Annotated in this window: 20 protein-coding genes; 8 read left to right on the top strand and 12 right to left on the bottom strand. The window is 70.7% G+C overall.

Features of this window, described 5'->3' with window-relative positions; all coding sequences use genetic code 11:
* The first annotated feature begins 138 nt into the window (after positions 1-138).
* A complete protein-coding gene (locus ACZ5PB_RS24370; RefSeq protein WP_468693837.1) occupies positions 139-1,608 on the top strand; it encodes a catalase in 1,470 nt (489 codons plus the stop codon).
* Positions 1,609-1,731: 123 nt separating this feature from the next.
* Here ACZ5PB_RS24370 and ACZ5PB_RS24365 read toward each other — a convergent pair whose 3' ends face one another.
* On the bottom strand, positions 1,732-4,056 hold the full coding sequence (locus tag ACZ5PB_RS24365; protein ID WP_468693836.1) for a transglycosylase domain-containing protein: 2,325 nt from the start codon (positions 4,054-4,056) through the stop codon (positions 1,732-1,734).
* A gap of 338 nt (positions 4,057-4,394) precedes the next feature.
* On the opposite strand from ACZ5PB_RS24365, the gene ACZ5PB_RS24360 reads away from it, so the two are divergent.
* Positions 4,395-5,357, top strand: a complete 963-nt coding sequence (locus ACZ5PB_RS24360) for an SPFH domain-containing protein (RefSeq protein WP_468693835.1) — start codon at positions 4,395-4,397, stop codon at positions 5,355-5,357.
* Entirely contained in the window at positions 5,354-5,599 is a 246-nt protein-coding gene (locus tag ACZ5PB_RS24355; RefSeq protein WP_468693834.1) for a type II toxin-antitoxin system antitoxin, read from the top strand. The genes ACZ5PB_RS24360 and ACZ5PB_RS24355 overlap by 4 nt, the downstream gene beginning before the upstream one ends.
* A 64-nt stretch (positions 5,600-5,663) precedes the next feature.
* Here ACZ5PB_RS24355 and ACZ5PB_RS24350 read toward each other — a convergent pair whose 3' ends face one another.
* The 4 genes from ACZ5PB_RS24350 to ACZ5PB_RS24335 form a co-directional block, all read right to left on the bottom strand.
* Entirely contained in the window at positions 5,664-7,931 is a 2,268-nt protein-coding gene (locus tag ACZ5PB_RS24350) for an FtsX-like permease family protein (protein ID WP_468693896.1), read from the bottom strand.
* Positions 7,932-8,023: 92 nt separating this feature from the next.
* On the bottom strand, positions 8,024-8,731 hold the full coding sequence (locus ACZ5PB_RS24345) for an ABC transporter ATP-binding protein (protein WP_468693833.1): 708 nt from the start codon (positions 8,729-8,731) through the stop codon (positions 8,024-8,026).
* Positions 8,728-9,252: a PadR family transcriptional regulator gene (locus tag ACZ5PB_RS24340; protein WP_468693832.1), complete on the bottom strand. Its 525-nt coding sequence runs from the start codon at positions 9,250-9,252 to the stop codon at positions 8,728-8,730. The genes ACZ5PB_RS24345 and ACZ5PB_RS24340 overlap by 4 nt, the downstream gene beginning before the upstream one ends.
* 92 nt (positions 9,253-9,344) lie before the next feature.
* Positions 9,345-10,280 carry a hydrogen peroxide-inducible genes activator gene (locus tag ACZ5PB_RS24335; protein WP_468693831.1) on the bottom strand — a complete coding sequence of 312 codons (936 nt, stop codon included), beginning with the start codon at positions 10,278-10,280 and terminating at the stop codon, positions 9,345-9,347.
* Between the two features lie 172 nt (positions 10,281-10,452).
* On the opposite strand from ACZ5PB_RS24335, the gene ACZ5PB_RS24330 reads away from it, so the two are divergent.
* Both ACZ5PB_RS24330 and ACZ5PB_RS24325 read left to right on the top strand, forming a co-directional pair.
* On the top strand, positions 10,453-11,007 hold the full coding sequence (locus ACZ5PB_RS24330; protein WP_389243832.1) for a peroxiredoxin: 555 nt from the start codon (positions 10,453-10,455) through the stop codon (positions 11,005-11,007).
* Positions 11,008-11,060: 53 nt separating this feature from the next.
* A complete protein-coding gene (locus ACZ5PB_RS24325) occupies positions 11,061-11,594 on the top strand; it encodes an alkyl hydroperoxide reductase (RefSeq protein WP_384351261.1) in 534 nt (177 codons plus the stop codon).
* A 111-nt stretch (positions 11,595-11,705) separates the two neighbouring features.
* On the opposite strand, the gene ACZ5PB_RS24320 is transcribed toward ACZ5PB_RS24325, so the two are convergent.
* From ACZ5PB_RS24320 to ACZ5PB_RS24300, 5 genes are all read right to left on the bottom strand, one after another.
* The gene (locus tag ACZ5PB_RS24320) at positions 11,706-12,482 is read right to left on the bottom strand and encodes a hypothetical protein (RefSeq protein ID WP_468693830.1); all 777 of its coding nucleotides are present in this window, start codon (positions 12,480-12,482) and stop codon (positions 11,706-11,708) included.
* On the bottom strand, positions 12,479-13,978 hold the full coding sequence (locus tag ACZ5PB_RS24315; protein WP_468693829.1) for an AI-2E family transporter: 1,500 nt from the start codon (positions 13,976-13,978) through the stop codon (positions 12,479-12,481). Before ACZ5PB_RS24315 ends, ACZ5PB_RS24320 begins: the two co-directional genes overlap by 4 nt.
* Positions 13,979-14,106: 128 nt before the next feature.
* Positions 14,107-14,838, bottom strand: coding sequence for an aggregation-promoting factor C-terminal-like domain-containing protein (locus tag ACZ5PB_RS24310; RefSeq protein WP_468693828.1), 732 nt, complete (start codon positions 14,836-14,838; stop codon positions 14,107-14,109).
* 407 nt (positions 14,839-15,245) lie between these two features.
* Positions 15,246-16,568 carry a PhoH family protein gene (locus tag ACZ5PB_RS24305; RefSeq protein ID WP_468693827.1) on the bottom strand — a complete coding sequence of 441 codons (1,323 nt, stop codon included), beginning with the start codon at positions 16,566-16,568 and terminating at the stop codon, positions 15,246-15,248.
* Between the two features lie 326 nt (positions 16,569-16,894).
* Positions 16,895-17,656 carry an isoprenyl transferase gene (locus ACZ5PB_RS24300; protein ID WP_468693826.1) on the bottom strand — a complete coding sequence of 254 codons (762 nt, stop codon included), beginning with the start codon at positions 17,654-17,656 and terminating at the stop codon, positions 16,895-16,897.
* A gap of 132 nt (positions 17,657-17,788) precedes the next feature.
* On the opposite strand from ACZ5PB_RS24300, the gene mgrA reads away from it, so the two are divergent.
* Positions 17,789-18,835, top strand: coding sequence for an L-glyceraldehyde 3-phosphate reductase (gene mgrA, locus ACZ5PB_RS24295; RefSeq protein ID WP_468693825.1), 1,047 nt, complete (start codon positions 17,789-17,791; stop codon positions 18,833-18,835).
* A gap of 289 nt (positions 18,836-19,124) precedes the next feature.
* Here mgrA and ACZ5PB_RS24290 read toward each other — a convergent pair whose 3' ends face one another.
* On the bottom strand, positions 19,125-20,234 hold the full coding sequence (locus ACZ5PB_RS24290) for a baeRF3 domain-containing protein (protein ID WP_468693824.1): 1,110 nt from the start codon (positions 20,232-20,234) through the stop codon (positions 19,125-19,127).
* A gap of 86 nt (positions 20,235-20,320) precedes the next feature.
* The gene (locus ACZ5PB_RS24285) at positions 20,321-21,286 is read right to left on the bottom strand and encodes a prepilin peptidase (protein ID WP_468693823.1); all 966 of its coding nucleotides are present in this window, start codon (positions 21,284-21,286) and stop codon (positions 20,321-20,323) included.
* 143 nt (positions 21,287-21,429) lie between these two features.
* Between ACZ5PB_RS24285 and ACZ5PB_RS24280 the strand changes: the two genes are divergently transcribed.
* Complete coding sequence (locus ACZ5PB_RS24280) at positions 21,430-24,015, top strand: VMAP-C domain-containing protein (protein ID WP_468693822.1); 2,586 nt, start codon at positions 21,430-21,432, stop codon at positions 24,013-24,015.
* The gene (locus tag ACZ5PB_RS24275; protein WP_468693821.1) at positions 24,012-25,178 is read left to right on the top strand and encodes an AAA family ATPase; all 1,167 of its coding nucleotides are present in this window, start codon (positions 24,012-24,014) and stop codon (positions 25,176-25,178) included. Before ACZ5PB_RS24280 ends, ACZ5PB_RS24275 begins: the two co-directional genes overlap by 4 nt.
* Positions 25,179-25,518 lie beyond the last annotated feature (340 nt).

Below are 25,518 nucleotides of genomic sequence, written 5' to 3'. Positions count from 1 at the left end.
GCTGAGCACGGTACGCGCGCACAGGACCCGGTCCGAGGCTGGACCGGGTCCAAGTGTTGCCGACAGCGTGTCGGAGCGGTTCACTGGGGCAGTCGGACGTAGCGACCCATTCCCCCACCGATCTCCGGGAGGACGCTCGTGACCGAGGCATCCCGCAATTCTCCGGGCACCGCCCCGTACACCACCAACAACTCCGGCATCCCGGTGGAGAGCGACGAGCATTCGCTCACCGTCGGGCCCGACGGGCCGATCCTGCTCCAGGACCATTACCTCATCGAGAAGATGGCCCAGTTCAACCGCGAGCGGATACCCGAGCGGGTGGTGCACGCCAAGGGCTCCGGTGCGTACGGAACCTTCGAGGTGACCAATGACGTCAGTCAGTTCACCAAGGCGGATCTCTTCCAGCCGGGCAAGCGGACCGACATGCTGGCCCGTTTCTCGACGGTCGCCGGTGAGCAGGGCTCGCCGGACACCTGGCGCGACCCGCGCGGTTTCGCGCTGAAGTTCTATACCGAGCACGGCAATTACGACCTGGTGGGCAACAACACCCCGGTCTTCTTCGTCCGTGACCCGATGAAGTTCCAGGACTTCATCCGCTCGCAGAAGCGCCGCCCGGACAGCGGGGTGCGCGACCACGACATGCAGTGGGACTTCTGGACGCTGTCGCCGGAGTCCGCCCACCAGGTGACCTGGCTGATGGGCGACCGGGGCATCCCGAAGACGTACCGGAACATGGACGGCTTCAGCTCGCACACCTACATGTGGGTGAACGCGGGCGGCGAGCGGTTCTGGGTGAAGTACCGGTTCAAGACCGAGCAGGGCATCGAGTTCTTCACCCAGGAAGAGGGCGACGCGATGGCGGGGACCGACGGTGACGTGCACCGCCGGGACCTGTTCGACTCGATCAAGCGCGGCGACCATCCGAGCTGGAAGCTCTACGTCCAGGTGATGCCGTTCGACGACGCGCCCGACTACCGCTTCAACCCCTTCGATCTCACCAAGGTGTGGCCGCACGCGGACTACCCGGAGATCGAGGTCGGCCGGATGACCCTCAACGAGAACCCCGAGGATTTCTTCGTCCACATCGAGCAGGCGTCCTTCGAGCCGTCGAACATGGTGCCCGGCATCGGCCCCTCGCCGGACAAGATGCTGCTCGGCCGGCTGTTCTCGTACCCGGACACCCACCGGTACCGGATCGGCCCCAACTACCTCCAGCTGCCGCCGAACCGGCCGCGCTCGCCGGTCAACTCGTACGCGAAGGACGGGCCGATGCGGTACGAGCCGTCGCGCACGGGTGCGGTGTACGCGCCCAACTCGTACGGCGGCCCGGCGGCCGAGACGGCGCGCTTCGGCGAACCGGCGGGCTGGGCGACGGCGGGCGAGATGGTCCACCACGCGTACACGCTGCGCAGTGACGACGATGACTGGGGCCAGGCGGGCACGCTGGTGCGCGACGTACTGGACGACGCGGCGCGCGACCGGCTGGTCAACAACATCGCCGGACATCTGTCGGACGGGGTGAGCGCTCCCGTCCTGGAGCGGGCGTTCGCCTACTGGCGGAACGTGGACAAGGAGCTGGGCGAGCGGATCGCGGCGAAGTTCCGCTAGCGGAAGTCGCGACGCGCGGCACACGACGCACGACGCACGACAGCGGCGGGCGGCACCGGAAAGGTGCCGCCTGCCGCTGTCCTGTCGTGCCGTGCCGTGTCATGTCATGCCGTGTTTACGGCCCTACGGCTTCGGGTTCCACGGGTCGTTGTCGCCGCCCGGGCCCTGGCCGCCGGAATCGCCGCCGGGGCCACCACCCGGATCGGTGCCCGGGTCCTTGCCCGGGTCGGTGCCCGGATCGGTGCCCGGGTCCTTGCCCGGGTCCGTGCCGGGATCGGGGTCCTTGCCCGGGTCCCCGCCGTCCGGCGGGGGCTTGGTCTGGCTCGGCGGCGGCGTGTGCTTGGGCGGGTCGGGGGTGTGCTTCGGCGGCTCGGTGTTCTTCGGCGGCTCGGTCACCGGGGGCGGGGTGGTCGGCGCGGTCGTGGTGGGCGGCGGCGGGGGCGGTGTCCGGTAGTCCGCGCCCTCCTTGACCTCCAGGTCGAACTCGGCCGCCTTGTCCTTCTCGCTCAGCGCGCCCAGCGTGTAGTCGCGCCAGATCTGGGCGGGGAAGCCGCCACCGTTGGCGCGGCCCGCGTGGGCGGTGCCGGTGAGGCTGACCTGCTTGCCGGTCTTGGGGTCCTGGCCGAAGAGCGCGACCGCTGTGGACAGCTTGGGGGTGTACCCGGCGAACCAGGCCGACTTGTTCTCCTCGGAGGTACCGGTCTTGCCGGCCGCCTGGTACTCGTCACTGTCGGCCTTCCGGCCGGAGCCCTCCTTCATCACGTTCTGGAGGACGGAGGTGACGGTGTCGGCGGTCTGCCGGCTGAGGCCGCCGGAGTCGCTGATGCTCTCCGGTGTGAAGGTCGGCTGGTCCTTGTGCTCGGCCGACTTGATGATCGAGGGGGTGACCTTGCGGCCGTGCGCGGAGAGGGAGGCGTACGCGCCCGCCATGTCCATGGTGTTCGCGCTCATGGTGCCGAGCGACATCGCGGGGGTGGCGCCGAATCCGCCCCGGTCCTGCATGCCGGCCCGGAGCGCGGTCTCCTTCGTCAGCGCCGGGCCGACGTCGACGATCATCTGCGCGAAGACGGAGTTGACGGACTTGGCGGTCGCCTCCTGGACGGTGATGTCGCCGTAGCTCCGGTTGTCCTCGTTCTGGGGGGCGAAGGGGATGTCGCTGCCGACGACCTTCCGCTTGCTGGTGCCGTCGTAGACCGTATTGGCGGTGATCGGCTCGCGGTCCTGCGTCTCCGAGCCGTTCTCCAGGGCCGCCGCGAAGACGAACGGCTTGAAGGTGGAGGCGGGCTGGTAGTCGGTGCGGGTCGCGTTGCTGATCTGGTGGTTCAGGAAGTCGGCGCCGCCGTACAGCGCGACCACCGCGCCCGTCTTGGGGTCGACGGAGGTGGCACCGGCCTGGACGGTCGCGTCGACCTTGTTGCCCTTGCGGTCCAGCTTGGACTCCAGCTGCCGGTGGACGGCCTTCTCCAGGGCCTGCTGCCGCTTCTTGTCGATGTTGAGGGTGATCGTCCAGCCACCGGCCGCGAGCTGCTCCTCGGTGATCTTCCCGCGCACCCTCAGGTACTGCTGGGCGGCCTCGACGATGTAGCCGGTCTGGCCCTTCAGCCCGGGGGCGACCTGGACCGGCTTGGGCATCGGGAAGGTCATCTGCGCCCGCTTGGCCTGGTCCAGCTTGCCCATCTTGACCATGTTGTCCAGGACGTAGTTCCAGCGGTCCATGACGAGCTTCTTGTTCGTCGGCGTCGCGCTGAGCACGTCGTAGCTGCTGGGCGCCTGGAGCAGGGCCGCCAGGTAGGCGCCCTCCTCGACCGTGAGGTTCTTGGCGTCCTTGCGGTAGTACGCCTGGGCGGCGGCCTGGATCCCGGCGGCACCGCGACCGTAGTAGCTGGTGTTGATGTACCCGAGGAGGATCGTGTCCTTGCTGTACTTGTCGTCCACCTTGAGCGAGATCACCAGCTCCTTGAGCTTGCGGGAGACCGTCTGCTCGGGCGTGAGGTAGTAGTTCTTCACGTACTGCTGGGTGATCGTCGAGCCACCCTGCTTGCCCTTGCCGCTGAGGGTGTTGATCAGTCCTCGGGCGGTGCCCTTGAAGTCGATGCCGTTGTCGTCGTAGAACGACATGTTCTCGGCGGCGACGAAGGTCTTCTGGACCGGTTCGGGAATGTCCTTCAGCGCGACGTTCTCGCGGGCGTACTCACCGCTGCCCGTACGGGCCAGGATCGAGCCGTCGCTGTACTTGTAGACGTTGCTCTGCGTCTTCGCCGAGGCATTGCCCGGGGGTATCTCGATCAACATGTACATGGCCACGAAGCCCGCCATGCCCAGAAGGCAGAGCCCGAAGAACGTACCGAGCACCTTCTTCAAGGTGAAGAAGCGGCGTATGCCACTCCTCTTTCCCTGCGCCCGGCGCGACCCACGCTGCCGGGCCTTTCGCGCATCCGCACGGCCCATTGGTCAGTTGCTCCGTATCTCAGTCGTCGTCGCTCGCCATACTCGCCGGATCAGCTCAGAAAGCTAGCACCGTCAGCTGGGACAAAATGGGGTCAATCCCGTCTTTTACGGACGTGACAATCAGCACCCCCCTTACGGAACCGACGAACGGCGGGCCCCAAAGGTTGCCAGCAGTGACCGAAGTTGAGGAAACGCGTCCGGATTGCACCTCTATGCAGTCGCACGGACCCGCGATAAAGTGATATCACTTTGCTAGACCACGCAGAGTGCGGGCTCCACAGGGGCCCGGTGCACGCACAGCCATCGCACAGCGAACGCACAGAGAACGGGGACCCCTCATGTCGACCACCTCCTCCCACGACCCCGCGGGCCGCCCCGCGGAGGACCCCGCGGACGGCCTCCCGGAGATGCCCGCGCCCCGCGTCACCGAGTTTCCGGCGCACAGCATCGCCGGCGGTCTCGCCCTCCTTCTGGGCCTGCTCGGCATCGTCGCCGCGGCCGGGCTCATCGTGCTCGGCGCGGCCGCCGCCTCGGTCGGCCTGAAGGTCACGCTGATCGTCGTCGGCGTCCTGCTCTTCTTCGGCGCGCTCCTCGCCATGAGCGGGCTGAACATGGTCGCGCCGGGCGAGGCCAGGGTCGTCCAGCTCTTCGGCCGCTACCGGGGCACCATCCGCACCGACGGCCTGCGCTGGGTCAACCCCCTCACCACCCGCAACAAGATCTCCACCCGCGTCCGCAACCACGAGACCGCGGTCCTGAAGGTCAACGACGCGTACGGCAACCCGATCGAGCTGGCGGCGGTCGTCGTGTGGCGGGTCGAGGACACCGCGCAGGCCTGCTTCGAGGTGGACAACTTCCTGGAGTTCGTCTCCACCCAGACCGAGGCGGCCGTCCGGCACATCGCCATCGAGTACCCGTACGACGCCCACGAGGAAGAGGGGCTGTCGCTGCGCGGCAACGCCGACGAGATCACCGAGAAGCTGGCGATCGAGCTCCACGCGCGCGTGGAGGCGGCCGGTGTGCACATCATCGAGTCCCGGTTCACCCACCTCGCGTACGCTCCTGAGATCGCCTCCGCGATGCTCCAGCGGCAGCAGGCCGGTGCCGTCGTGGCGGCCAGGAAGCTGATCGTGGACGGCGCCGTGGGCATGGTCGAGCAGGCGCTCGCCCGCATTTCCGAGCAGGACATCGTCGAGCTGGACGAGGAGCGCAAGGCGGCCATGGTCAGCAATCTCCTGGTGGTCCTCTGCGGCGACCGCGCCACCCAGCCGGTCATCAACACGGGCTCGCTCTACCAGTGAGCGACGACTCCGAGGGCCCCGGCCTCAAGCCCCGGCGGGAGCAGCGCAAACAGGTGCTGCTGCGGCTCGATCCCAAGGTGTACGAGGCCCTGGCACGCTGGGCCTCCGACGAGCTGCGCAGCGCGAACGCCCAGATCGAGTTCCTGCTCCGCAAGTCCCTCAACGACTCGGGCCGCCTCCCGAAGAACACCGGACCGCTCCCGCGCAGGGGACGCCCGCCGAAGGACGCCGCCCCGGAATAGCACGACGAGGGGGCTGCCGTACGGAATCACCCGTACGGCAGCCCCCTTCCTCGTAGTCCTGGTCCTACTCCGTCCGCAGCCCGTCCGGCCGCATCAGCCGCCACAGCGGCGGCAGGCTGAGCAGTCCGACCAGCAGCACCACTCCCCCGCCGATGCCCGCCATCACGGCGACCCCCGCCCAGTCGACGGCGGCCGGGACCGCGCTCATCCTGAGCAGGACCAGACCGAGCCCGATCCCCACCGCCACCGCGAGCACCAGCCCGAGGGCCATCGGGACGGCGGTCTGCCACAGCACGGACCGGCCGAGCGTGGACCTTCGGGTGCCGAACGCGACGAGCACGGAGAGCAGCTTGCGCCGCTCGCGCAGCTGCTCCAGCTGGGAGACCAGCAGGCTGACCCCGATCAGCAGCAGTACGCAGGCGGCACCCGCGTACAGCGCCTTCTGGACGGCGGCGAAGCGCCGGTCGCTGACGCTCGCCGTCGTGTTGTACGCGCTGACGTTCGGGTCCGCTGCGGCGAGTACGTTGCGCACCCGCTCGGCGGCGTCCGGGTCGCTCTGGTCGACCCTCACGTACACCGCGAGCGCCAGGCTGCCCGGGGCCATCCTGGGCAGTGCGCCGGGCGTGGCGAGCAGTCCGCCGCGTTTGCCGCCGCCGGGGTCGGTGAGGGCCTGGGCGGACCGCAGCTGTGCGGGCAGGGTCCACCGGACGGGCGGCGGGTTGCTGGCGGCGTTCCTGATCCTGGGCATGCCGTCGAACTGATCGGGCCGCAGGACGACCGTGCGGCCGGCCCCGAAGGCCTCCGAGGGTCCTGGCCTGCCCGCGCCCTGGACGGCGAAGACGTCCCCGTCCTCGCAGCCGGGGAGCTTGGCCACCTCGCGCAGGGTGGCGCAGTCGGCGACGGTGACCTCGTCGAGCGCCTCCGGCGACTTGGCCCGGTCGCCCACGCCGACCGTGCCGAGTCCGATGTACTTCTGTACGCCCTCGGTACGGGCGATGTCGGCGCCCAGCCGGTCGGCGTTCCGTGCGGCGGGGCTGGTCTCGGGGATCATGGTCGTCAGCTGGGCGCGGGCCGGGTCGGCGCCGGTGTCCGTGACGTAGCGGTCGTCGATGCCGCCCAGCAGCATGTGCAGGGCGATGGCCCCGGCCACCGCGACGGCGATGCCGTTGACCGTACGGGCGGCCATGGCGCTGTTCAACTGGAGCCTGCGGACGGCGAGTTGCCAGGAGATGCTGCCGCCGCCGAGGCGGGCGACGAAGGCCTCCACGAGCCAGGGCAGCAGTGCGGTGATGCCGAGCAGGATCAGCACGGTGCCGCCGATCAGCTTGGTCTGGTCGAGCGGGACCCCGGTTCCCTGGCGGACCAGGGGCACCAGCAGGGCGAGCCCTCCGGCGGGCAGCAGCAGCCGCCACCACAGCCTGCGGCGCACCGGCCTGGCCGTGCGCACCACGCCCAGCGGTTCGATGACGACACCGCGCAGCGCCAGCAGCGCCACCCCCACGGCGGCGGCCGGGACGGCCAGGAGCACCAGGACCACCAGTGCGGGCGCCGGCGTCAGGTCCGAGGGGAAGAGCCCGGCTCCGGCGGCGCCGAAGGTGATCAGACCGGCCATCGAGCGGGCGAGGAGGAAGAGCCCGGCGCCGACGGCGAGTCCGAGCAGTGCGCCCGCGAGTGCCTCCCCGGCCGCGACCAGCCGCACCGTACGGCTGTCCGCGCCCACCAGGCGCATCGCGGCCAGTCTGCGGTCGCGCCGCTCACCGCCGAAACGGACGGCGGCCGCGATGAACACCCCGATGGGTACGAGCAGGACGACGAAGGTGACGACGACGAGCAGGAGCAGGGTGGGGTCGTAGGTGACCTCGCTGTGCGCGGAGAAGGCCGCGACACGGAGCACCCCGGGAGTGTCCGCCCGCAGCGTGGGGTCACCCCGGTAGTAGGCGAGTTCGGCGGGGCCACGCAGCCCTTCGTCGCCGATGACGGCGGTGACCTTGCCGGGCAGCCGCTCGCGCAGCAGCCGGCCGTCGTCGGACTTGAGCAGGGTGTCGAGCGCGGGCGACACGGCGAGTTCGCCGTTCCCCGGGTACGCGGCGAGGCCGGGCGGCAGCGGCACGTCGGCGCCCCCGGGCTTGACGAGCCGGCCGCGCACCTCGGCGTTCCGGTACTGGGTCTCCGCGTTGGCGATGAGCAGCGTGTCCCGGCCCGCCCCCGCGCTCTCCCCGGCGGGCATCCCCACCCGGGAGACGTCCCGTTCGTCGCGTGCCGACATCGCGTGCGGCACGGCCACCGAGACCAGCAGCAGCGTCACCCCGAGCCCGACGCCCAGCGCGGTCATCGCGGTGCGCACCCACCCCTCGCGCCCGCCGCCCAGGGCGAAGCGGATGCCGAGCCCCAACGCCCTTGCGATCTCGGCGGGTTGACCCTTGCTCACAGTGCGTACTCCGTACTGCGCGACTTGCCGTCCCGTACGACGACCTCGCGGTCGGAGTAGGCGGCGACCCGCGCCTCGTGCGTGACCAGGACGACGGCGGCGTTGGTCGAGCGGGCGGCCTCGGTGAAGAGCTCCATGACGCGCTCGCCATTGAGGGAGTCCAGGGCGCCGGTCGGCTCGTCGGCGAAGAGCACGCGGGGGGAGGTGACGAGGGCGCGGGCGACGGCGACCCGCTGCCCCTGACCGCCGGACACCTCGCCGGGCCGCTTGGCCGCCACGTCGTCGACCTCCAGCCTCCGCATCCAGCCGAGGGCCTGCTCCTCGGCGTCGCGGCGCTTGACGCCGTTCAGCCGGAGCGGCAGCGCGACGTTCTCGACGCAGGTCAGCTCGGGCACCAGCTGCCCGAACTGGAACACGAACCCGAACTCGCCGCGCCGCAGCGCGCTGCGTTCGCGGTCGGGCAGCGAGGACAGCTCGCGCCCCTGGTAGGTGATGGTGCCGGAGTCCGGCGTCACGATCCCGGCGAGGCAGTGCAGCAGCGTCGACTTGCCGGACCCGGAGGGCCCCATGACGGCGACGACCTCGCCGGGGTGGATGGAGAAGTGGGCGCCGTCGAGGGCGGGCGTGGCCCCGTACGTCTTGTGCAGGTCGACGGCGGTGAGGAGGGACCCGGCGGGTGCCCCGGCGGTCTCGGCGGATGTCACTTGCGTACCTCCACGGCGAGCTTGTCGAGCCGGGCGGCGGTGAGTTCCAGCCAGCGCAGGTCGGCTTCGAGGTGGAACAGGGCGTGGTCGCAGACCAGTTGGTCGGCGAGGTCGCCGCCCCGCTTGCGGTCGGTGAGGACGCGCATCAGCCGCAGGTGCTCGGCGCGCTGGACGTCGAGGAGGTCGGCGGCGCCCCGGCCGGTGAGCAGTGCCAGGACGACCTTGGTGTACAGGGTCGACTGGAGGTAGGGCTCGGGCTTCTCCGGCTGGGCGAGCCACTGCTCGACGTCGGTGATGCCGGCGTCGGTGATGGCGTACTTCTTGCGCTCGGGACCGCTGCCCGCCTCGGTGCCGTCGACCTCGACGAGACCGTTCTTCAGGAGGCGGGACATGGTCGAGTAGACCTGGCCGTAGTGCAGCGGCCGGTCGTGCCCGAACTTTTCGTCGAAGGTCCGCTTGAGGTCGTAACCGTGGCGGGGGCCGGCCTCAAGGAGGCCGAGCAAGGTGTGTCCGATTGACATGCGGAGCACTGTACACGGTGTGTATACGCGAGGTGTATACGTGGGGTGCATAGCCGCCGGCCCCCTCACTCCCGTACCGCAGGAGGCCCCTCTCAGCCCACCCGCACCGGCAGCCCCGCGACCGCTCCCCGCAGTGCCGCCGCGAACTCCTCGAACTCCTCGCCGCGCGCGGCGCCCGCGCGCATGGCCAGGGCGATGCGGCGGGACGGCGCCGGGGCCGCGAAGTCCCCCGTGACCAGGGCCGCGTTGCGGGCGGTCTCCACCTCCACGGCGGTACGCGGCAGCAGCGTCACCCCGAGCCCGCCCGCGACCAGCTGCACCAGGGTCGACAGTCCGGCGGCGGTCGTCGTCACCAGCGCCCCCTCGTCGCGCCCCGCCTCCCGGCACACGTCCAGCGCCTGGTCCCGCAGGCAGTGCCCCTCGTCGAGCAGCAGCAGGTCCAGCTCGCGCAGCGACTCCCGGGGGATGTCGGTGCGGCCGCCCAGCCAGTGGTCGGCCGGGGCGACGAGTACGAAGTCCTCCTCGTAGAGCGGCAGTTCGCGCACCCCCGGCACCCCCAGCGGCACCGCGAGCAGCAGCAGGTCGAGCCGGCCCGCCGCCAGCCCCTCCAGCAGGGACGAGGTCTGCTCCTCGTGGACCTGGAGGTCCAGCTCCGGATACCTCTCGTGCACCAGCCGCAGCACCGTCGGCAGCAGATAGGGCGCCACCGTCGGGATCACCCCCAGGCGCAGTACGCCGGTGAAGGGCGCCCGCACCGCCTCCGCCTCGTCCAGCAGGGCTGCGACCGCGTCGAGCACCGCCCCGGCGCGCACCGCGAGCCGCTCCCCCGCCGGGGAGAGCAGCACCCGCCGCGTCGTGCGCTCGACGAGCTGCACCCCGAGCGTCTCCTCCAGGGCGGAGACGGCCCCCGACAGGGCGGGCTGGCTCATGCCGAGCGCCCCGGCCGCGTCCCGGAAGTGCAGGTGCTCGGCCACGGCAGTGAAGGCCCGCAGCTGCGCGAGGGTGGGCTGCTTACCCCTGTTCGGCATGGTCTGCACGTGCGCTCGCTCCCTATTACTACGGCCACTGATAGGCAGCCCCGATCGGTTCAAGCCAGTCTAGCTATTTCCACTATCAATGCCTCCTGTGTCACTGTGGGGATCCGTCCAACCCCCGGGAAGCCCCCGAAAAGGGATGTTTCCTACGTTGCAAGGAGTGCGCGTGCTCACTGTTGGTGACCAGTTCCCCACGTACGACCTCACTGCCTGTGTCTCCCTGGAGTCCGGCAAGGAGTTCGAGCAGATCAACCACAAGTCCTACGAGGGCAAGTGGCGCGTCGTCTTCGCGTGGCCCAAGGACTTCACCTTCGTCTGCCCGACCGAGATCGCCGCGTTCGGCAAGCTGAACGACGAGTTCGCCGACCGTGACGCGCAGGTCCTGGGCTTCTCCGGTGACTCCGAGTTCGTGCACCACGCCTGGCGCAAGGACCACCCGGACCTGACCGACCTGCCCTTCCCGATGCTGGCCGACTCGAAGCACGAGCTCATGCGTGACCTCGGCATCGAGGGCGAGGACGGCTTCGCGCAGCGCGCCGTCTTCATCGTCGACCCGAACAACGAGATCCAGTTCACGATGGTGACCGCCGGTTCCGTCGGCCGTAACCCGAAGGAGGTCCTCCGGGTCCTCGACGCGCTCCAGACGGACGAGCTGTGCCCGTGCAACTGGACCAAGGGCGAGAACACCCTGGACCCGGTCGCGCTGCTCTCGGGCGAGTAGGAACCCCGAAGCACCAGCCCGACCGTACGGACCACAGAACGGATTGACCTGACATGGCACTCGACGAACTGAAGTCCGCCATACCGGACTTCGCCAAGGACCTCCGCCTGAACCTGGGCTCGGTCATCGGCAACAGCGACCTCCCGCAGCAGCAGCTGTGGGGCACCGTACTGGCCTGCGCGATCGCCTCGCGCTCGCCGAAGGTGCTGCGCGAGCTGGAGCCCGAGGCGAAGGCCAACCTCTCCCCCGAGGCGTACACGGCCGCCAAGTCGGCCGCCGCCATCATGGCGATGAACAACGTCTTCTACCGCACCCGCCACCTGCTCTCCGACCCGGAGTACGGGACGCTGCGGGCCGGTCTGCGGATGAACGTCATCGGCAACCCGGGCGTCGAGAAGGTCGACTTCGAGCTGTGGTCCCTCGCGGTCTCCGCGATCAACGGCTGCGGCCAGTGCCTCGACTCGCACGAGCAGGTCCTGCGCAAGGCGGGCGTGGAGCGCGAGACGATCCAGGAGGCCGTCAAGGTCGCCTCGGTGATCCAGGCGGTCGGCGTGACCCTCGACTCCGAGGCCGTACTGGCCGAGTAGTCGTCCTTGTGACGCGACCGAAGGGGCCCACCGGCATCGCCCGGTGGGCCCCTTCGGCTCTGCGCGTACGCACTTCGCGCCGGTGGTCGGTACGGGGAAGGCGCGCGCTCCTCAGCGCTTGAGCACCGCCATCGCCTCGCGCAGGTCCGCCACCATCCGGTCCGACACCCCCTGGAGGTCCGCCTCCGCGGTGTCCGGCGGATCGGTGCCCGGCGGCCCGTCGCCGATGATCTCGCCGACCCCGTACAGCCTGAGCGTCAGCAGCACGCCGCCGTCCTGCACCACCAGCTCCAACTGCGGGCCCGACCGGTAGTTGTTCACGAAGTACGCCCGGTCGCCCAGCCCCCGCACCGGTGTCAGCTTCTCGACCTCGAACCCGCTCCAGCCGCGCCGGCCGCTCTTCAGAAGGGCCTCGATCTCCGGTCCCGGGTCCGTTCTGCGGTGCTGCTCGACGTGCAGCGTCACCTGGTAGGTCTCCCCGATCCGCCAGCCGTTCTGGCTGCGTACCCGGGCGCTCCGGATCGGCAGCTGGCACTCCAGCCGGTTGAGCGCCGGGTCCTGGAACAGGTCCGCGCTGTCGGTGGTCGTGTCCCGCTTGCCCAGCTTCTGCCTCAGGCTCGTCAGCGGGACCTTGTCGCAGCTGTTCCACGCGAGCCGGTACCCCCGCTGGTCGGGCTCGCCGCCGCCGAAGAAGTACAGTCCGCCCGCCCACAGCGCGGACGCGCCCACCACGCCCGCGAGCGCCCACAGCCAGGGCGTCTCGCGCCAGCCCCGTAACCACGCCCCCAGCCGTAACAGGGGCGTACGCGGAGGGCCCCCGCCCGAGTCCAGTGTCTCGGGCGGGGGCCCCTCGTCGGGTCCCGGAACCAGTTCCGGCGGGGTTATCACGCCGGGTCCGATCCCGAGGACGGGCCGGAAGGCCGGTCTGACGGGCGGTCGCTCGGACGGTCGGAGGGCCTCTCCGGAATCCCCTCGGCCGAACCCGAACCCGAACCCGAACCACTCGAACCCGAAGTGCCCGACACCGAACCCGACCCCGACCCCGGACCCGCGTCCGATCCCGACTTCGCTCCGGCCCCCGCTCCCACCGGCGCCGGAGTGGGCGCCAGGTCCACCGCCGTCGCCCCGTGCGGCTTCGGCGAGGCCCGCAGCGCGTTCTCCTTCGAGTACGCCCGCAGATAGCCCACCGCCGTGTTGAGCACCGCGACCAGCGGCACCGCGACCACCGCACCGCCGATGCCGGACACCAGACCGCCCGCCGCCACCGCGAGGACCACGGCGAGGGGGTGCACCCGTACCGCACGGCCCAGGATGAAGGGCTGGAGGATGTGCCCCTCGATCTGCTGCACCGCGAGCACCACGACCAGCACCCACAGCGCGTTGAACGGCCCGTTGGCCACCAGCGCGATGACCACCGCCAGTGCGCCCGAGATGACCGCGCCCACCAGCGGGATGAACGCGAACACGAAGATCAGCACGGCCAGCGGCACGGCCACCGGCACGTTCAGGAAGTGCAGTCCGAGACCGATGAAGATGGCGTCGATCATGGCCACTATCACCGTGCCCCGCACATAGGCGGTGAGTGTGTGCCAGGCCCTGGGGCCCGCGCCCGCCATGCCCGGACGGGCCTGCGCCGGAAGGAGCTTGAGCGTCCACTCCCAGATCCGCTTCCCGTCGTACAGCAGGAAGAGCGTGGAGAACATCGCGAGGAGTATCCCCGTCATCATCTCCAGGAGGACGGTTACGCCCGCGAGTCCGGCGGAGGTCAGCTGCTGGGTGTTGGTGCCGACCGCGTCGCTGAGGTTCTTCGCGATGTCGTTGATCTGCGCCTCGGTCACGTGGAACGGGCTGTTGAGCAGCCAGTTCTTGGTGTCCGCGATGCCCTGCTGGACGCGCTGGGCGAGGTCGTCGGCGTTGTCCATGATCTGCCAGACCACGAACCAGCCGATCAGCCCCATGATCACGAAGCCGGTTCCGGCGGTGAGGACGGTGGCGAGCGCGCGCGGCACGCCCTTTTTCTTCAGCCAGGCCACCGTCGGCTGGAGCAGTGCGGTGACCAGCAGTGCGCCCATGAACGCGAAGGCCACCAGCTGGACCTGGCTGATGATCTGGCCGAGCACCCAGATGGTGCCCGCGAGGACGAGCAGCCGCCAGCCGGCCTCGGCGGCGACCCGCATGCCCCAGGGCACGGCGTCGACGGGGTCGGGCCTGGCCGCTATGGCCGGCGCGTAGTCGGGCGGCGGGGGCACGTGCTCGGGGGGATGGGGCTCGGCCACCGCGGCCGGGCGTTCCGCCTGCGCCTCCGCACGCTTCTCCTCAAGCCGCTCTCCCATGTGGGTCAGCCTGGCTCCGAGTCCGCCGAGCCACCCCGGTGTCTTCGACATGATGCTTCCTCTTCCCCCCACGGCGCCCCCCGGCGAATTGTCGACCTGACGGTACACGTGCGGAGCCCCCCACCGTAGGACGGTGGGGGGCTCCGTGAAGTTGAGCGCCGTAGAAGGACCCTGAGGTCTCAGTACGAGCGGTTCGCCTGCCAGAAGTCCCAGGCCTCGCACGGGCTGCCGTAGCGCTCGTTCATGTAGTTGAGGCCCCACTTGATCTGGGTGGCCGGGTTGGTGCGCCAGTCGTCGGCGACCGAGGACATCTTGCTGCCCGGGTACGACTGGACGAGACCGTAGGCACCCGAGGTCGGGTTGACGGCCAGGTAGTTCCAGGTCGACTCGTGCTGCACGATGTTGCTGAAGCACTGGAACTGGCCCGACGGGATGATCTGCCGGGCGATGTCCTTGACCTGGGCCACGGTGTACGAGGCCTGCTGCGGGAAGTTCGCCGTGGAACCGCCGGAGTCGCGGGAGGCGGACCGGCTCGCGGTCTCTTCCTGCTCCTCGCGCTCCTTGGCCTCCTTCTCGGCCTTCTCCTGGGCGGCCTTGTCGTCGGCTGCCTTCTTCTTCGCCTTGGCGTCGTTGGCGGCCTTCAGCCGGGCCGACTCCTCGGCGGTCTTCTTCGCGGCCTCGTCGGCAACGGCGGCCTGCGTGTCGGCCTGCTGCGTCAGGGACGCGGTCGCCACCTGGGCCTGCTGGCCGGCGGGGATTTCCGCGAGGAGAGTCGTGTCGGCAGCGGCTGCCTCGAAGTTGTTGTCGCTCGACGACTGCGGGTCGCCCGATGCGACGCCCACGACGGCGCCGACTGTGGTGACCGCCGTGGCGGAGGCCACTGCGAATCCCCGAACCGAAATCCGGCTCACACGGTTTCCTTCCAGCAGCGTCCGAACCGGTGACCCTCGCGGACGCAATCGCACCCCTGGCGCTGGCACTCCCTTGTGGTACGTCACGGGAGGCTCGGACCCGGTGGGCAACTCCCGGGGGAGTGCTCCGTGTTACTCGGGCGGCATACGGCGAAGTCTGTTGATTTGTGTGGTGTTGCACCTCGGGAGGTGCGGCTGTGCCGTATGCGGGGCCTGACGGAAGCAAGACTCTGCCGGAAGATCAGGCAGGTAATCAATTCTTGCTTACGTGTGAAAGGTCACACCGGGTTTGTGGCTGCTGTTTTACGGAAGTACCCGCGTGACGCGACACCGCCCGGCTAGGATCCCGTGCTCCTCACGGGCCCCGCCGGGCGGCGCCAACTTCCCTGCCCTTACCGCCATTTGGGTCAGATGTGCCCGTCCTCCAGCATTTCGGTCACCAGGGCGGCGATCTGCGAGCGCTCGGACCGGGTGAGGGTGACGTGCGCGAAGAGCGGATGCCCCTTCAGCTTCTCGACGACCGCGACCACGCCGTCGTACCGGCCGACCCGCAGATTGTCGCGCTGAGCGACGTCATGGGTCAGGACAACCCGGGAATTCGCCCCGATCCTGGACAGAACCGTCAACAGGACGTTCCGTTCCAGCGATTGGGCCTCGTCCACGATCACGAACGCGTCGTGCAGCGAACGTCCCCGGATGTGGGTGAGCGGCAGGACCTCCAGCATCCCGCGCCCGAGCACCTCCTCGATGACCTCCTTGCCCGCGACCGCCGAGAGGGTGTCGAAGACGGCCTGCGCCCACGGCGACATCTTCTCGGACTCGGATCCCGGCAGATAGCCGAGCTCCTGCCCGCCGACCGCGTACAGCGGCCGGAAGACCATCACCTTCTTGTGCTCCTGCCGCTCCAGTACGGCCTCCAGGCCCGCGCACAGCGCCAGTGCGGACTTGCCGGTACCGGCCCGCCCGCCCAGCGACACGATGCCCACCTCGGGGTCCAGGAGGAGGTCCAGTGCGATGCGCTGCTCGGCGCTGCGGCCGTGGATGCCGAAGGCGCCCCGGTCGCCGCGCACCAGGCGGACGTTGCCGTCCGGGGTGACCCGGCCGAGCGCCTTGCCGCGCTCGGACTGGAGGACCAGCCCGGTGTGCACGGGGAGCTCGGCGGCCTCCGGGACGTACAGCCGCTCCTCGGTGAACAGGAGGTCGACCTGGTCGGCCTCCAGGGCCAGTTCCGCCATACCGGTCCAGCCGGAGTCGGTGATGGCGAGTTCGGCGCGGTACTCCTCGGCGAGCAGGCCCACCGAGGACGCCTTGATGCGCAGCGGCAGGTCCTTGGAGACGACGGTGACGTCGTACCCCTCGGCCTGGAGGTTGCGTGCGACTGCCAGGATCCGTGAGTCGTTGTCCCCCAACCGGTAGCCGGCGGGAAGTACGCCGGGATCGGAGTGGTTGAGTTCGACGCGCAGCGAACCTCCGAGGTCCCCGATCGGAATCGGGGCGTCGAGGCGGCCGTGCCGGATGCGGTAGTCGTCCAGCATGCGCAGGGCCTGCCGGGCGAAGTAACCGAGCTCCGGGTGGTGCCTTTTGGCCTCCAGCTCGGTGATGACCACGATCGGGAGCACGACTTCGTGCTCCTCGAAGCGGGTCATGGAGCTGGGGTCGGCCAGCAGGACGCTGGTGTCGAGAACGTAGGTGCGCCTGTCGGGAAGGCGGCGCTTAGAGCTGTTCACCACGGAAGGACGTACCCCCTCGGACTGAGGTTGGGGTGCGACGACGTCGCGGGCGGAGGGACCGGGCTCGTGGCCGCGAGACGCGGGCCGAGCACCGGCCCTCGCATCGCCACTGAGTCGTCCGCGCGAGATGGGGCGCGGTCGTCCTGGTGCAAAGGGCCTCCCGGGCGGACGGCTTCTGGCCGTCCACTTGAGATGCGGCGTCCGTGGACCGGACGCCGACCTGGAAGGGGTATTCCCTCGAACACGCGCCGCCATGCCTGGTCATGGCCAGGGCATATGACGTCACTTCACGCGTATTCCGTACGTGAAAGGGGTACGGGCGGCGGTCAGGATCCGTAACGCCGGTGCCTGGCCGCGTAGTCGCGCAGTGCGCGCAGGAAGTCGACCTTGCGGAAGGCGGGCCAGAAGACTTCGCAGAAGTAGTACTCCGAGTGGGCGCTCTGCCACAGCATGAAACCGGACAGCCGCTGCTCACCGCTGGTGCGGATGACCAGGTCCGGGTCGGGCTGGCCGCGCGTGTAGAGGTGTTCCGAGATGTGCTCGACGTCGATGATCTCGGCGAGCTCCTCGAAGGAGGTCCCCTTGTCGGCGTGTTCGAGCAGGAGCGAGCGGACCGCGTCGGCGATCTCCTGGCGGCCGCCGTAGCCGACGGCGACGTTGACCAGTATTCCCTTGTTGCCCGCCGTCGACTGCTCGGCCTCCTTCAGTACACCCTGTGTACGTGCGGGGAGGATGTCCATCGTGCCGACGTGGTGCACCCGCCAGCGGCCGTCGGCGGCGAGCGCCTTCACCGCGCCCTCGATGATGGAGAGCAGCGGGGTCAGTTCGGCCTCGGGGCGGTCCAGGTTCTCGGTGGAGAGCATCCACAGCGTGACGACCTCGACGTCGGTCTCCGCGCACCAGCCCAGCAGCTCCTGGATCTTGCTGGCGCCGGCCTTGTGTCCCTGCTCGGTGGTGCCGCCCGCGGCCTTCGCCCAGCGTCTGTTGCCGTCGAGGATGACTCCGATGTGCTTGGGCACCTGGGCGTGGTCGAGGCGTCCCTCCACGCGGCGTGCGTAGAGCCGGTACACCAGGTCGCGCAGGTTCACAGCGTTTCACCCTCTCGTCTTTCCGGGCCCGGGAAGTCTGCGGTCTCCCCGAGGGCCCGAGCGCGCCACATTACTGCGCACGGGTCACCACGACCCAACCCGGTCTGTCACAGTCACGTACGTGATAGGGAGATGAACGTGACTGACGACTCCCTCCACCACCGCCCCGCCGACGACCGCTACGACACCATGGAATACCGGCGCTCGGGCCGCAGTGGCCTCAAGCTCCCCGCGCTCTCCCTGGGTCTGTGGCACAACTTCGGCGACGACCGTTCGATCGACTCGCAGCGCGCCATCCTGCGCCGCGCCTTCGACCTCGGCGTCACCCACTTCGACCTGGCCAACAACTACGGGCCGCCGCCCGGCTCGGCCGAGTCCAACTTCGGCAGGATCTTCGCGCAGGACTTCGCGCCGTACCGCGACGAACTGATCGTCTCGACCAAGGCCGGGTACGGGATGCACCCCGGCCCGTACGGCGAGTGGGGTTCGCGCAAGTACCTGATGTCCTCGCTGGACGCGTCCCTGAAGCGGATGGGCCTGGACTACGTCGACATCTTCTACTCGCACCGCTTCGACCCGGACACTCCTCTTGAGGAGACGATGGGAGCGCTCGCCTCCGCCGTCCAGCAGGGCAAGGCCCTGTACGTAGGCGTCTCGTCCTACAACAGCGAGCAGACCGCCGAAGCCGCGCGCCTGCTGCGCGAGATGGGCGTACGCCCGCTCATCCACCAGCCCTCGTACTCGATGATCAACCGCTGGACGGAGGACGACGGCCTGCTCGACACCCTGGAGGAGGCGGGCATGGGCTGCATCTCCTTCGTGCCGCTCGCGCAGGGTCTGCTGACGAACAAGTACCTCAAGGGCATCCCGGAGGGCTCGCGGGCCACCCAGGGCAAGTCGCTGGACCCGGACCTGCTGAGCGAGGAGGTCGTGCGCCGGTTGAACGGGCTGAACGACATCGCGGGCCGCCGCGGCCAGTCCCTCGCGCAGCTGGCGATCTCGTGGGTGCTGCGGGACGAGCGGATGACGTCGGCGCTCATCGGGGCGTCCAGCGTCAGGCAGCTGGAGGAGAACGTGGCCGCGCTCGGGGCTCCTGCCCTCACCGACGCGGAGCTGAAGGAGATCGACTCCTTCGCGGTCTCGACCCCCGGCACGAACATCTGGGCCGGACGGGGCTGACGCGCCCCCAGGGGTCACGGAGACAAAAAACGGGCCGGTCCGTGGGGGGGATACGGACCGGCCCGAGGGGGGGTTTCCACCATAACCCTTCGTAAGTGATGCTGCGCACCAGGACGCGAATCAATTACTCTCCGAAGTCGGCGATGTGCGCGGCGCAAGGGGTCGAATCCCTTGCGCCGCTTGGGATCCGGGCACTTTTGAGGCGTCCGGACGGTCCTGCCGAGTTCCACCCGTCGGGGGTGTCGCGGGCATCATCGGATTGACGTTTCTGCACCACTCGCCCCGGTAGTCAGTAGCGGAGTGCCGCCGCCACTCCGTTCTCCTCGGTGAGGGTGCCGTCGGGGACGAAGGTGACGTCGCCGTCGGCGGCCAGGACGAGTTCGACGAGCGAGTCGACGATGTCGTCCTCGGCGCCCTCCTCGCCGGGTTCGGCCAGCACCAGGGAGGCGCGGACGGCGCCCTCCACCGTCTCCGGCCTGGCGGTGACGCGCAGGGACTCCTCCACCACCAGGTGCCCCACCCGCCCCTCGCGTGCCGACTGCCAGCAGTCCTGGATCCCCGCCGAGTAGCGCTTGCCGCTGCGGGCCGCGTCCAGCGCCTTGGCCGCTTCCTCGGTGTCGATGGCGGCGAGGGAGGCGCGGGCGGGGGCGAGCTGTTCGACGAGTTCGGGGGCGGTGGTGTGCAGCAGCCCGCCGACCTCCAGGTCGGCGGCGAGCACCGCGCCGTGCCGGGACAGCTCGCGGTAGGTCGCGATGTGCTGCCGCAGCCCGACCACGACCACCGGGAGCACCGCTTCCTGGAGCAGCGGGGTGAGCTTGCGGTCCGCCTCGGTGAGCATGTTGCGGAAGTCCTGGTTCTCGCCGTGGCCGCCGTCGCGGTTCGGCGGGCCGTCGCGGTCCGCGCCGGAGGAGATGACGGGGAAGCCGCTCTCCTCGGTGTCCAGCTCGTGCAGCTCGTACCCGACGCCGTGCCACAGCCGGACCTCGCCGGTGGAGAGGATCAGCGCGAGGTAGGGGATCTGCCGGGCGGACGCGGCGACGAGGTTGCGGGTCAGATAGGTCTCGCCGATGACGATCCGCTCCGGGACGGTCGCGCTGACCAGGTACGTACGGGCCTCGTCGGCGGACGCGTACAGCACGAGACCTTCCAGGAAGTGCTCCGGGTCGAGCTCGTCCGCCGCCTCGTTCAGCTGCCGTACGACGGCGGCGGCCTGGTCGCGGCCGAGCCTCGGATCGTCGAGCAGCCGCTTCTCGGTCTCGGCGAGGAGGTTGCGCAGCCGGATGTGGTCCTGCTGGTTCTCCGGCCGGTGGCGGTGGGTGGGGAGGGTGATGGAGACCGCCGGATAGGGGCGGGGGCGGCGCAGTTCGGCGAGCAGGTCCGACTCGTCCTCGTCACTCATGAGCACTCCGCTCGGGGGTGGTGGGTGGGTCATCGCTAGTGGCAATTTCTCACGAATGCCCGCATCCCGCCCCCGCTCCGGCGCTCTCAGGCGGCCCCGAGGCCGCCCAGGAGGAGTCCCGCCCAGGCGCCCGCGAGCATGAAGGGCCCGAACGGGATGGCCGTCTTGCGCCCGCCCCTGCGCGTGAGCATGAGGACGAGGCCGTAGAGCGCGCCGAACAGGAACCCGGCGAACGCGCCGGTGAAGAGCACGGGCCACCCGTACCAGCCGAGCACCACTCCGATGGCCAGGGCCAGCTTGACGTCCCCGAAGCCCATGCCTCTCGGGTTGACGAGGAAGAGCACGAAGTACGCCGCCCCGAGCCCGCCCCCGCCGAGCAGCGCGGACAGCCAGGACCCGCCGTTCCCCGGCAGCAGGTCGGCACCCCCCAGCAGCACGACGGCACCCCCGGCCAGCGGCAGCGTCAGCACGTCGGGCAGCCGGTGCACCCGCCGGTCGACGAGGGCGAGCAGCAGCGCGAAGGGCACCAACAGCAGCCAGACGACGAGCTCGGGCCGGGGGCCGGTGGCGGCGGCGAGGGTGGCGGAGATGAGGGTGCCGAGGAGGACGGGGGGGAGGGTGCGGGCGTACGGGAGGAATGCAGGCGCGGCGGGGTCGCCGGCGGGGGCTTCGGGGCGGGGGCCCGAGGGGGTGCTGGTGTCCGCGAGGGTGCGGGGCGCCGAGGGGGTGCGGGGGTCCGAGGAGGTACGGGGGCCTGAGAGGTCGCCGGTGCCCGTCGCCTCCGCGCTGCCGGCGCGCGGCACCCGCGCCGTCACCGGGCTCGCCGCGCACGCCGCGCACCGTGCCGTTCCGATCCAGCCGCGCGCCGGGCCCTCGAAGGGGTGCCCGGCCGGGCAGGCGGTCCGCCAGTCCTCCTCCGGCTCGACCGCCAGTCGGTACGCGGCGCGCGGCACGGGGAGTACGGCGGCGGCGCCCCAGAGCGCGGCGGCCACGGTCAGCACACCAGTGACAAACACCTGCCAACCGTAGGGCGGCGGCCCGGTCCGGGTCATGGGCCCGTGGACCCAACGGGGGTGCTCCGCACGGGGTGTTGTGCGCGGCCCCGCTCGTACACTGGGCTTCAGCGAGTACCTGGTACATGTGTGACGCTCGGGGGAGACGATCAGCATTGGGGCCGCAAGCAGGACAGGTGCGGGTGTTGTCGCGGGACGGCGATCTGGCGGGGGCCGGCGTACTGGTGTCCGCCGGAGGTTCCCGGCTGTGCGTGCTGACCTGCGCCCATGTCGTCAGCGCGGCGTGCGGCGGGGCTCCCGGCGGCCGGGCGGGCGGCAGTACGGACGTCGTGGTCGATCTGCCCGGCTGGGGCTGGCGCACCAAGGCCCGGTTGATACGCCGAAGTTGGGCCCCTCCCCCGCCGCTCGGCGAGACCCCGCCCGGCCAGGCGCTGGAGCGGTACGGCGATTTCGCCGCTCTCGCCCTCCCGGACGACAGACCCGCGCTCCCGGCCGACTGCGGCCCGCTGCGGCTCGCCCCGTGCGGCACCCCCGACGGCCAGCGCGTCCAGATCATCGGCTATCCGCAGGGCACGCCCGGCGGCATCGTGGCGACCGGACAGCTGGCCGGCACCGGCGGGCTCTGTCCGCGCTGGGTGCAGCTCGACGGGGTGCGCACCACTGGAGCCGCCGTCGAACGCGGCTTCAGCGGCGCCGCCGTCTGGGATCCGGAGCGGGGCCGGGTCATCGGCCTGATCACCGCCGCGCACACCCGGGAGGTCCTGAAGACCGCGTGGATGCTGCCGGTCGAGGCGGCCGCCGGGTACTGGCCCCCGCTCCACGACGCGTTACGGGTGCCGGAGCCGCACGGCCCGGGGACTCTCGTCCCCGGCCCCCGTACCCGCGCTCCGGCTGCCTGCCAACCACCTCCCGTGGCGGCCCAGTTGGAGCTGACGGAAGCGCTGCTCCAGATGCCCCGGGTCGACTACGACTCGGGGCGCGGCCTGCGGATGGCCCTGCCCGCCGCCATCCGCCGCGCCGCCCCCGACCACGACGTCCCCCAGCAGCGGGTGCGGGCCCTGGTCGCGGCGTGCCTGGACCACCACGACGGCTGCCCGGCCCTGCGTACGGCCGTCACCGAACTGGGCGGCGACACGGTGTCCGCGCACCGGGCCCTGTCCGTACTGGACCGGCTGTGCTGCCGCACGGGCCGGGGAAAGACCGGCCAGGAGCAGTCCCCGGACCAGTGGCACTCCCCGCCTTCCGTCCCGGCCGTCCCGAAGTACCTGCTCGACGCGGTGGCCGGGGTGGACTGCCTCCGGGACCACACCACCCTGCGCCTGCTCCTGCACCGCTTCGGCGCCGCCTCGCAGGCACCCTTCGGCCGGACGCGGGGGGCCTCCTCGCACGACCTCGTCGTCCGGCTGGTCGAGGAACTCTGCGACCGGCCGGACGGGTTGCTCCAGCTGGTGGAGATCCTGGAGGTACGGGACGGCAACACGCCCGCGATGCGGCGGCTCAAGCAGGCCGTCGCCGTATGGCAGGTCCCCCTCTTCGACCACGAACAGTGGGACAAGCTCATCCCCCTGCTCGACGAGGTGTACGTCCCGGACCTGCGCCACCGGTACTCGGACTTCCTCCAGGAACTGGGCCACCCGGTGGCACCGAGGCACTGCGACGAACCCTGGTCGGTGTTCCTGCACGCCGCCACCCTCAACACCCGGCAGGGGGAGTCCCTGCCCTGCCTCCAAGTGCTGCGACAGCTGCTCGCCCCGGGAGCCGGAGGAGAGAACCGGTGCGCGATCACGGACTGGGCGCGCGCCAACGACCCGGCCGTACAGGAGGAGTTCCCGGACGGGCCACCGCCTCGGTCCCTGCCGCGGCCAGACGTACCGGAACCGCTGCCACCGCCGGCCGCCGCCACGCCGATCGCCAAGGTCTGGCGCCCCGACGCCTACCTCATCATCCGGCTGCGCCCGCTGCTGGACGCGCGTCCCGGCCAGGACACCCTCCTGTCCCACTGGTGGCGGGTGCACCCCGGCGAACAACTGCGCGGCGCGGACCGGCGGATCGGGCTGCAGAAGGCCGAGCTGGCGGTACGGTCGCTGATCCAGCACGCCGAGAGCGACTGGGCGTACTCGCTGCGAACGGATCTGGCCCTTGAGTTCGTCCTTCCTCAAGACCTGCTCGACCTGTGCGTGGAACGCTGGGGCAAGGCGCCCTTCCAAGGAGTGGAGGGCCGGCTCGGGGAGGACCATCAAGTGGTGCTGCGGAGCCTGGAGCGCATCGAACGCCGTGACCTGCACCGGTATTGGGCCAGAAGGTGGGGCGACTTCACGGACGGTAAGGCCGGGCCTGTGCACTGGTTCCCGGAGGACGGCCGCGCACGCCTGCGGTCCGACCCCGCGCCCGCCGTCGTCGTCCTGAGCGGCCCGCCGGGAAGTCCCCGGCAGCGGAGCGCCGGAAGCACGCGGGGGGAGCGCCAGGAACTGGACGAGCTCTCGGAGGCGCTGCTGGCTGGGGTTCCTGTCGTCCTGTGGGACCGGAGGGGGGAGGACGACCCCGAGTTCCGCCGCGCCCTGCGCACGCTGCTGGCCGAGCGTGACCCCCGTGAACTGCCGCATGTCGTCAAGGCATTGCGCACATCGGCCGATGCGACCGATGCTGAAGAGTATTTCTCTGTCGGCCGCCATGTCGCATTGCTGTGGGACGATCCGGAACGGATGCCCGTCGCGCTCACGGGCTCCGCCGCGGTACCTCCTCCCACACCTGGAGAGGAGGGGCTGTGACATTCCCCGCCGGCAGTCCGGCGCCCGCGTCCGGCAACGGCCACCCGGGAGCCGAACGGCCCCGCTGGTGGATCTACCGGGGCACGGGTGTGCCTCTGCACGACACCACCCTCGCGGAACTGCTGCCCGCCGCCCCGCCGTGGCGGCGCTTCACGGGTGCGCCCGCCGTTCCCGCACCGCCGCCCGACGAGGAGGAGACGGTACGGCGGCTGGGCGAGCGCCCGCCCGCCCGTGAGCTCTCCGAGTTCGCCCGCCGCGAGGCGGAGATGGTGAACGCGGCCCTGCTGCTCCGTCGTCCGTTGCTGGTGATCGGCCGCCCCGGCACGGGCAAGTCCAGCCTCGCGTACCGGGTCAGCCGCGAACTGCGCCTGGGCCGGGTGCTGCGCTGGCACATCAGCAGCCGTACGACCCTCCAGCGCGGCCTGTACGAGTACGACGCGATCGGCCGCGTCCAGGACAGCGCGGCACTGCGTGCGGCGGAGACGGGGCAGCCCGGGGCCAAGGACGACGGAGCCGTCCCCGCAGTGCCGCCCGACGTCGGCGACTACATCCAACTCGGGCCGCTGGGAACGGCGTTGCTGCCGTACGACGAACCCCGCGTCCTGCTGATCGACGAGCTCGACAAGAGCGATCTCGACCTCGCGAACGATCTCCTCAGTGTCTTCGAGGAGGGTTCCTACCCGATCCCGGAACTGCTGAGGGCCCGGCGCCGCCATCCTTCCGTGACGGTGCTGACCGACGACCCGCGGGGCGAGGCGGAGATCGACGGCGGCCGGGTGACCTGCCGGGCGTTCCCGTTCGTGGTGATGACCTCCAACAGCGAGCGGGAGTTCCCGCCCGCTTTCCTGCGCCGCTGCCTGGTGCTGCGGATGCCCGACCCCGACGAGCGGGACCTCGCGCACATGCTCGCCGCGCACTTCGACGAGGAGACGGCGGAGCGCTTCGGCGGCCCGCTGATCGCCAGGTTCCTCGAACGCAGCCGGGAGCACGGCGGACTCTCCATCGACCAGCTCCTCAACTCCCTCTACATCGCGACCTCTTACGGCTCCGATGAGCGGACGGGCGATCTGCTGGAGCTGGCCGAGCAGGTCTGGCACCGGCTCGACGGCTCCACCGTTGATCCCGGCACCTCGGGGCCGCCAGGACGGGGGAACTCCGGATGACCACCGGAGACACACCCCGCCCCGGCCCGTCCTGGCCGGAGCTCCTGGACGCCCTCTACCTGGCCGCCTGCCAGAACGAGGCCGCGCCCTACCGGGACTGGCGGCCCGACCGGGACACCGCCCCGAGGAACAGGCGGCGGCGGAGCGACACCGCGCCCGCCGACCCCACCGACACGGCTCCGCACGCGAACACCCCGGCCCGCCCCGAGGGAGTGTTACCGGGCCCGGGGGGGGGGGGGGGGGGGGGGGGGGGGGGGTGGGGGGGGGGGGGGGGGGAGGAGAAGGGGGGGGGGGGGGGGGGGGGGGGGGGGGGGGGGGGGGGGGGGGGGGGGGGGGCCCC

The organism is Streptomyces sp. NPDC032721 (assembly GCF_055579625.1).
The sequence above is the reverse complement of the archived record's forward strand: the minus strand, read 5'-3'. Positions and strand labels throughout refer to the sequence as shown.

Excerpts from the sequence above, each read along its gene's own strand:
- ACZ5PB_RS24365 (WP_468693836.1), bottom strand. The coding sequence starts at position 4,056 with ATGGGCCGTGCGGATGCGCGAAAGGCCCGGCAGCGTGGGTCGCGCCGG.
- ACZ5PB_RS24315 (WP_468693829.1), bottom strand. The coding sequence starts at position 13,978 with ATGTCGAAGACACCGGGGTGGCTCGGCGGACTCGGAGCCAGGCTGACC.
- ACZ5PB_RS24350 (WP_468693896.1), bottom strand. The coding sequence starts at position 7,931 with ATGACCGCGCTGGGCGTCGGGCTCGGGGTGACGCTGCTGCTGGTCTCG.
- ACZ5PB_RS24335 (WP_468693831.1), bottom strand. The coding sequence starts at position 10,280 with ATGCCGAACAGGGGTAAGCAGCCCACCCTCGCGCAGCTGCGGGCCTTC.
- ACZ5PB_RS24360 (WP_468693835.1), top strand. The coding sequence starts at position 4,395 with ATGTCGACCACCTCCTCCCACGACCCCGCGGGCCGCCCCGCGGAGGAC.
- mgrA (WP_468693825.1), top strand. The coding sequence starts at position 17,789 with ATGAACGTGACTGACGACTCCCTCCACCACCGCCCCGCCGACGACCGC.
- ACZ5PB_RS24340 (WP_468693832.1), bottom strand. The coding sequence starts at position 9,252 with ATGTCAATCGGACACACCTTGCTCGGCCTCCTTGAGGCCGGCCCCCGC.
- ACZ5PB_RS24325 (WP_384351261.1), top strand. The coding sequence starts at position 11,061 with ATGGCACTCGACGAACTGAAGTCCGCCATACCGGACTTCGCCAAGGAC.
- ACZ5PB_RS24285 (WP_468693823.1), bottom strand. The coding sequence starts at position 21,286 with ATGACCCGGACCGGGCCGCCGCCCTACGGTTGGCAGGTGTTTGTCACT.
- ACZ5PB_RS24290 (WP_468693824.1), bottom strand. The coding sequence starts at position 20,234 with ATGAGTGACGAGGACGAGTCGGACCTGCTCGCCGAACTGCGCCGCCCC.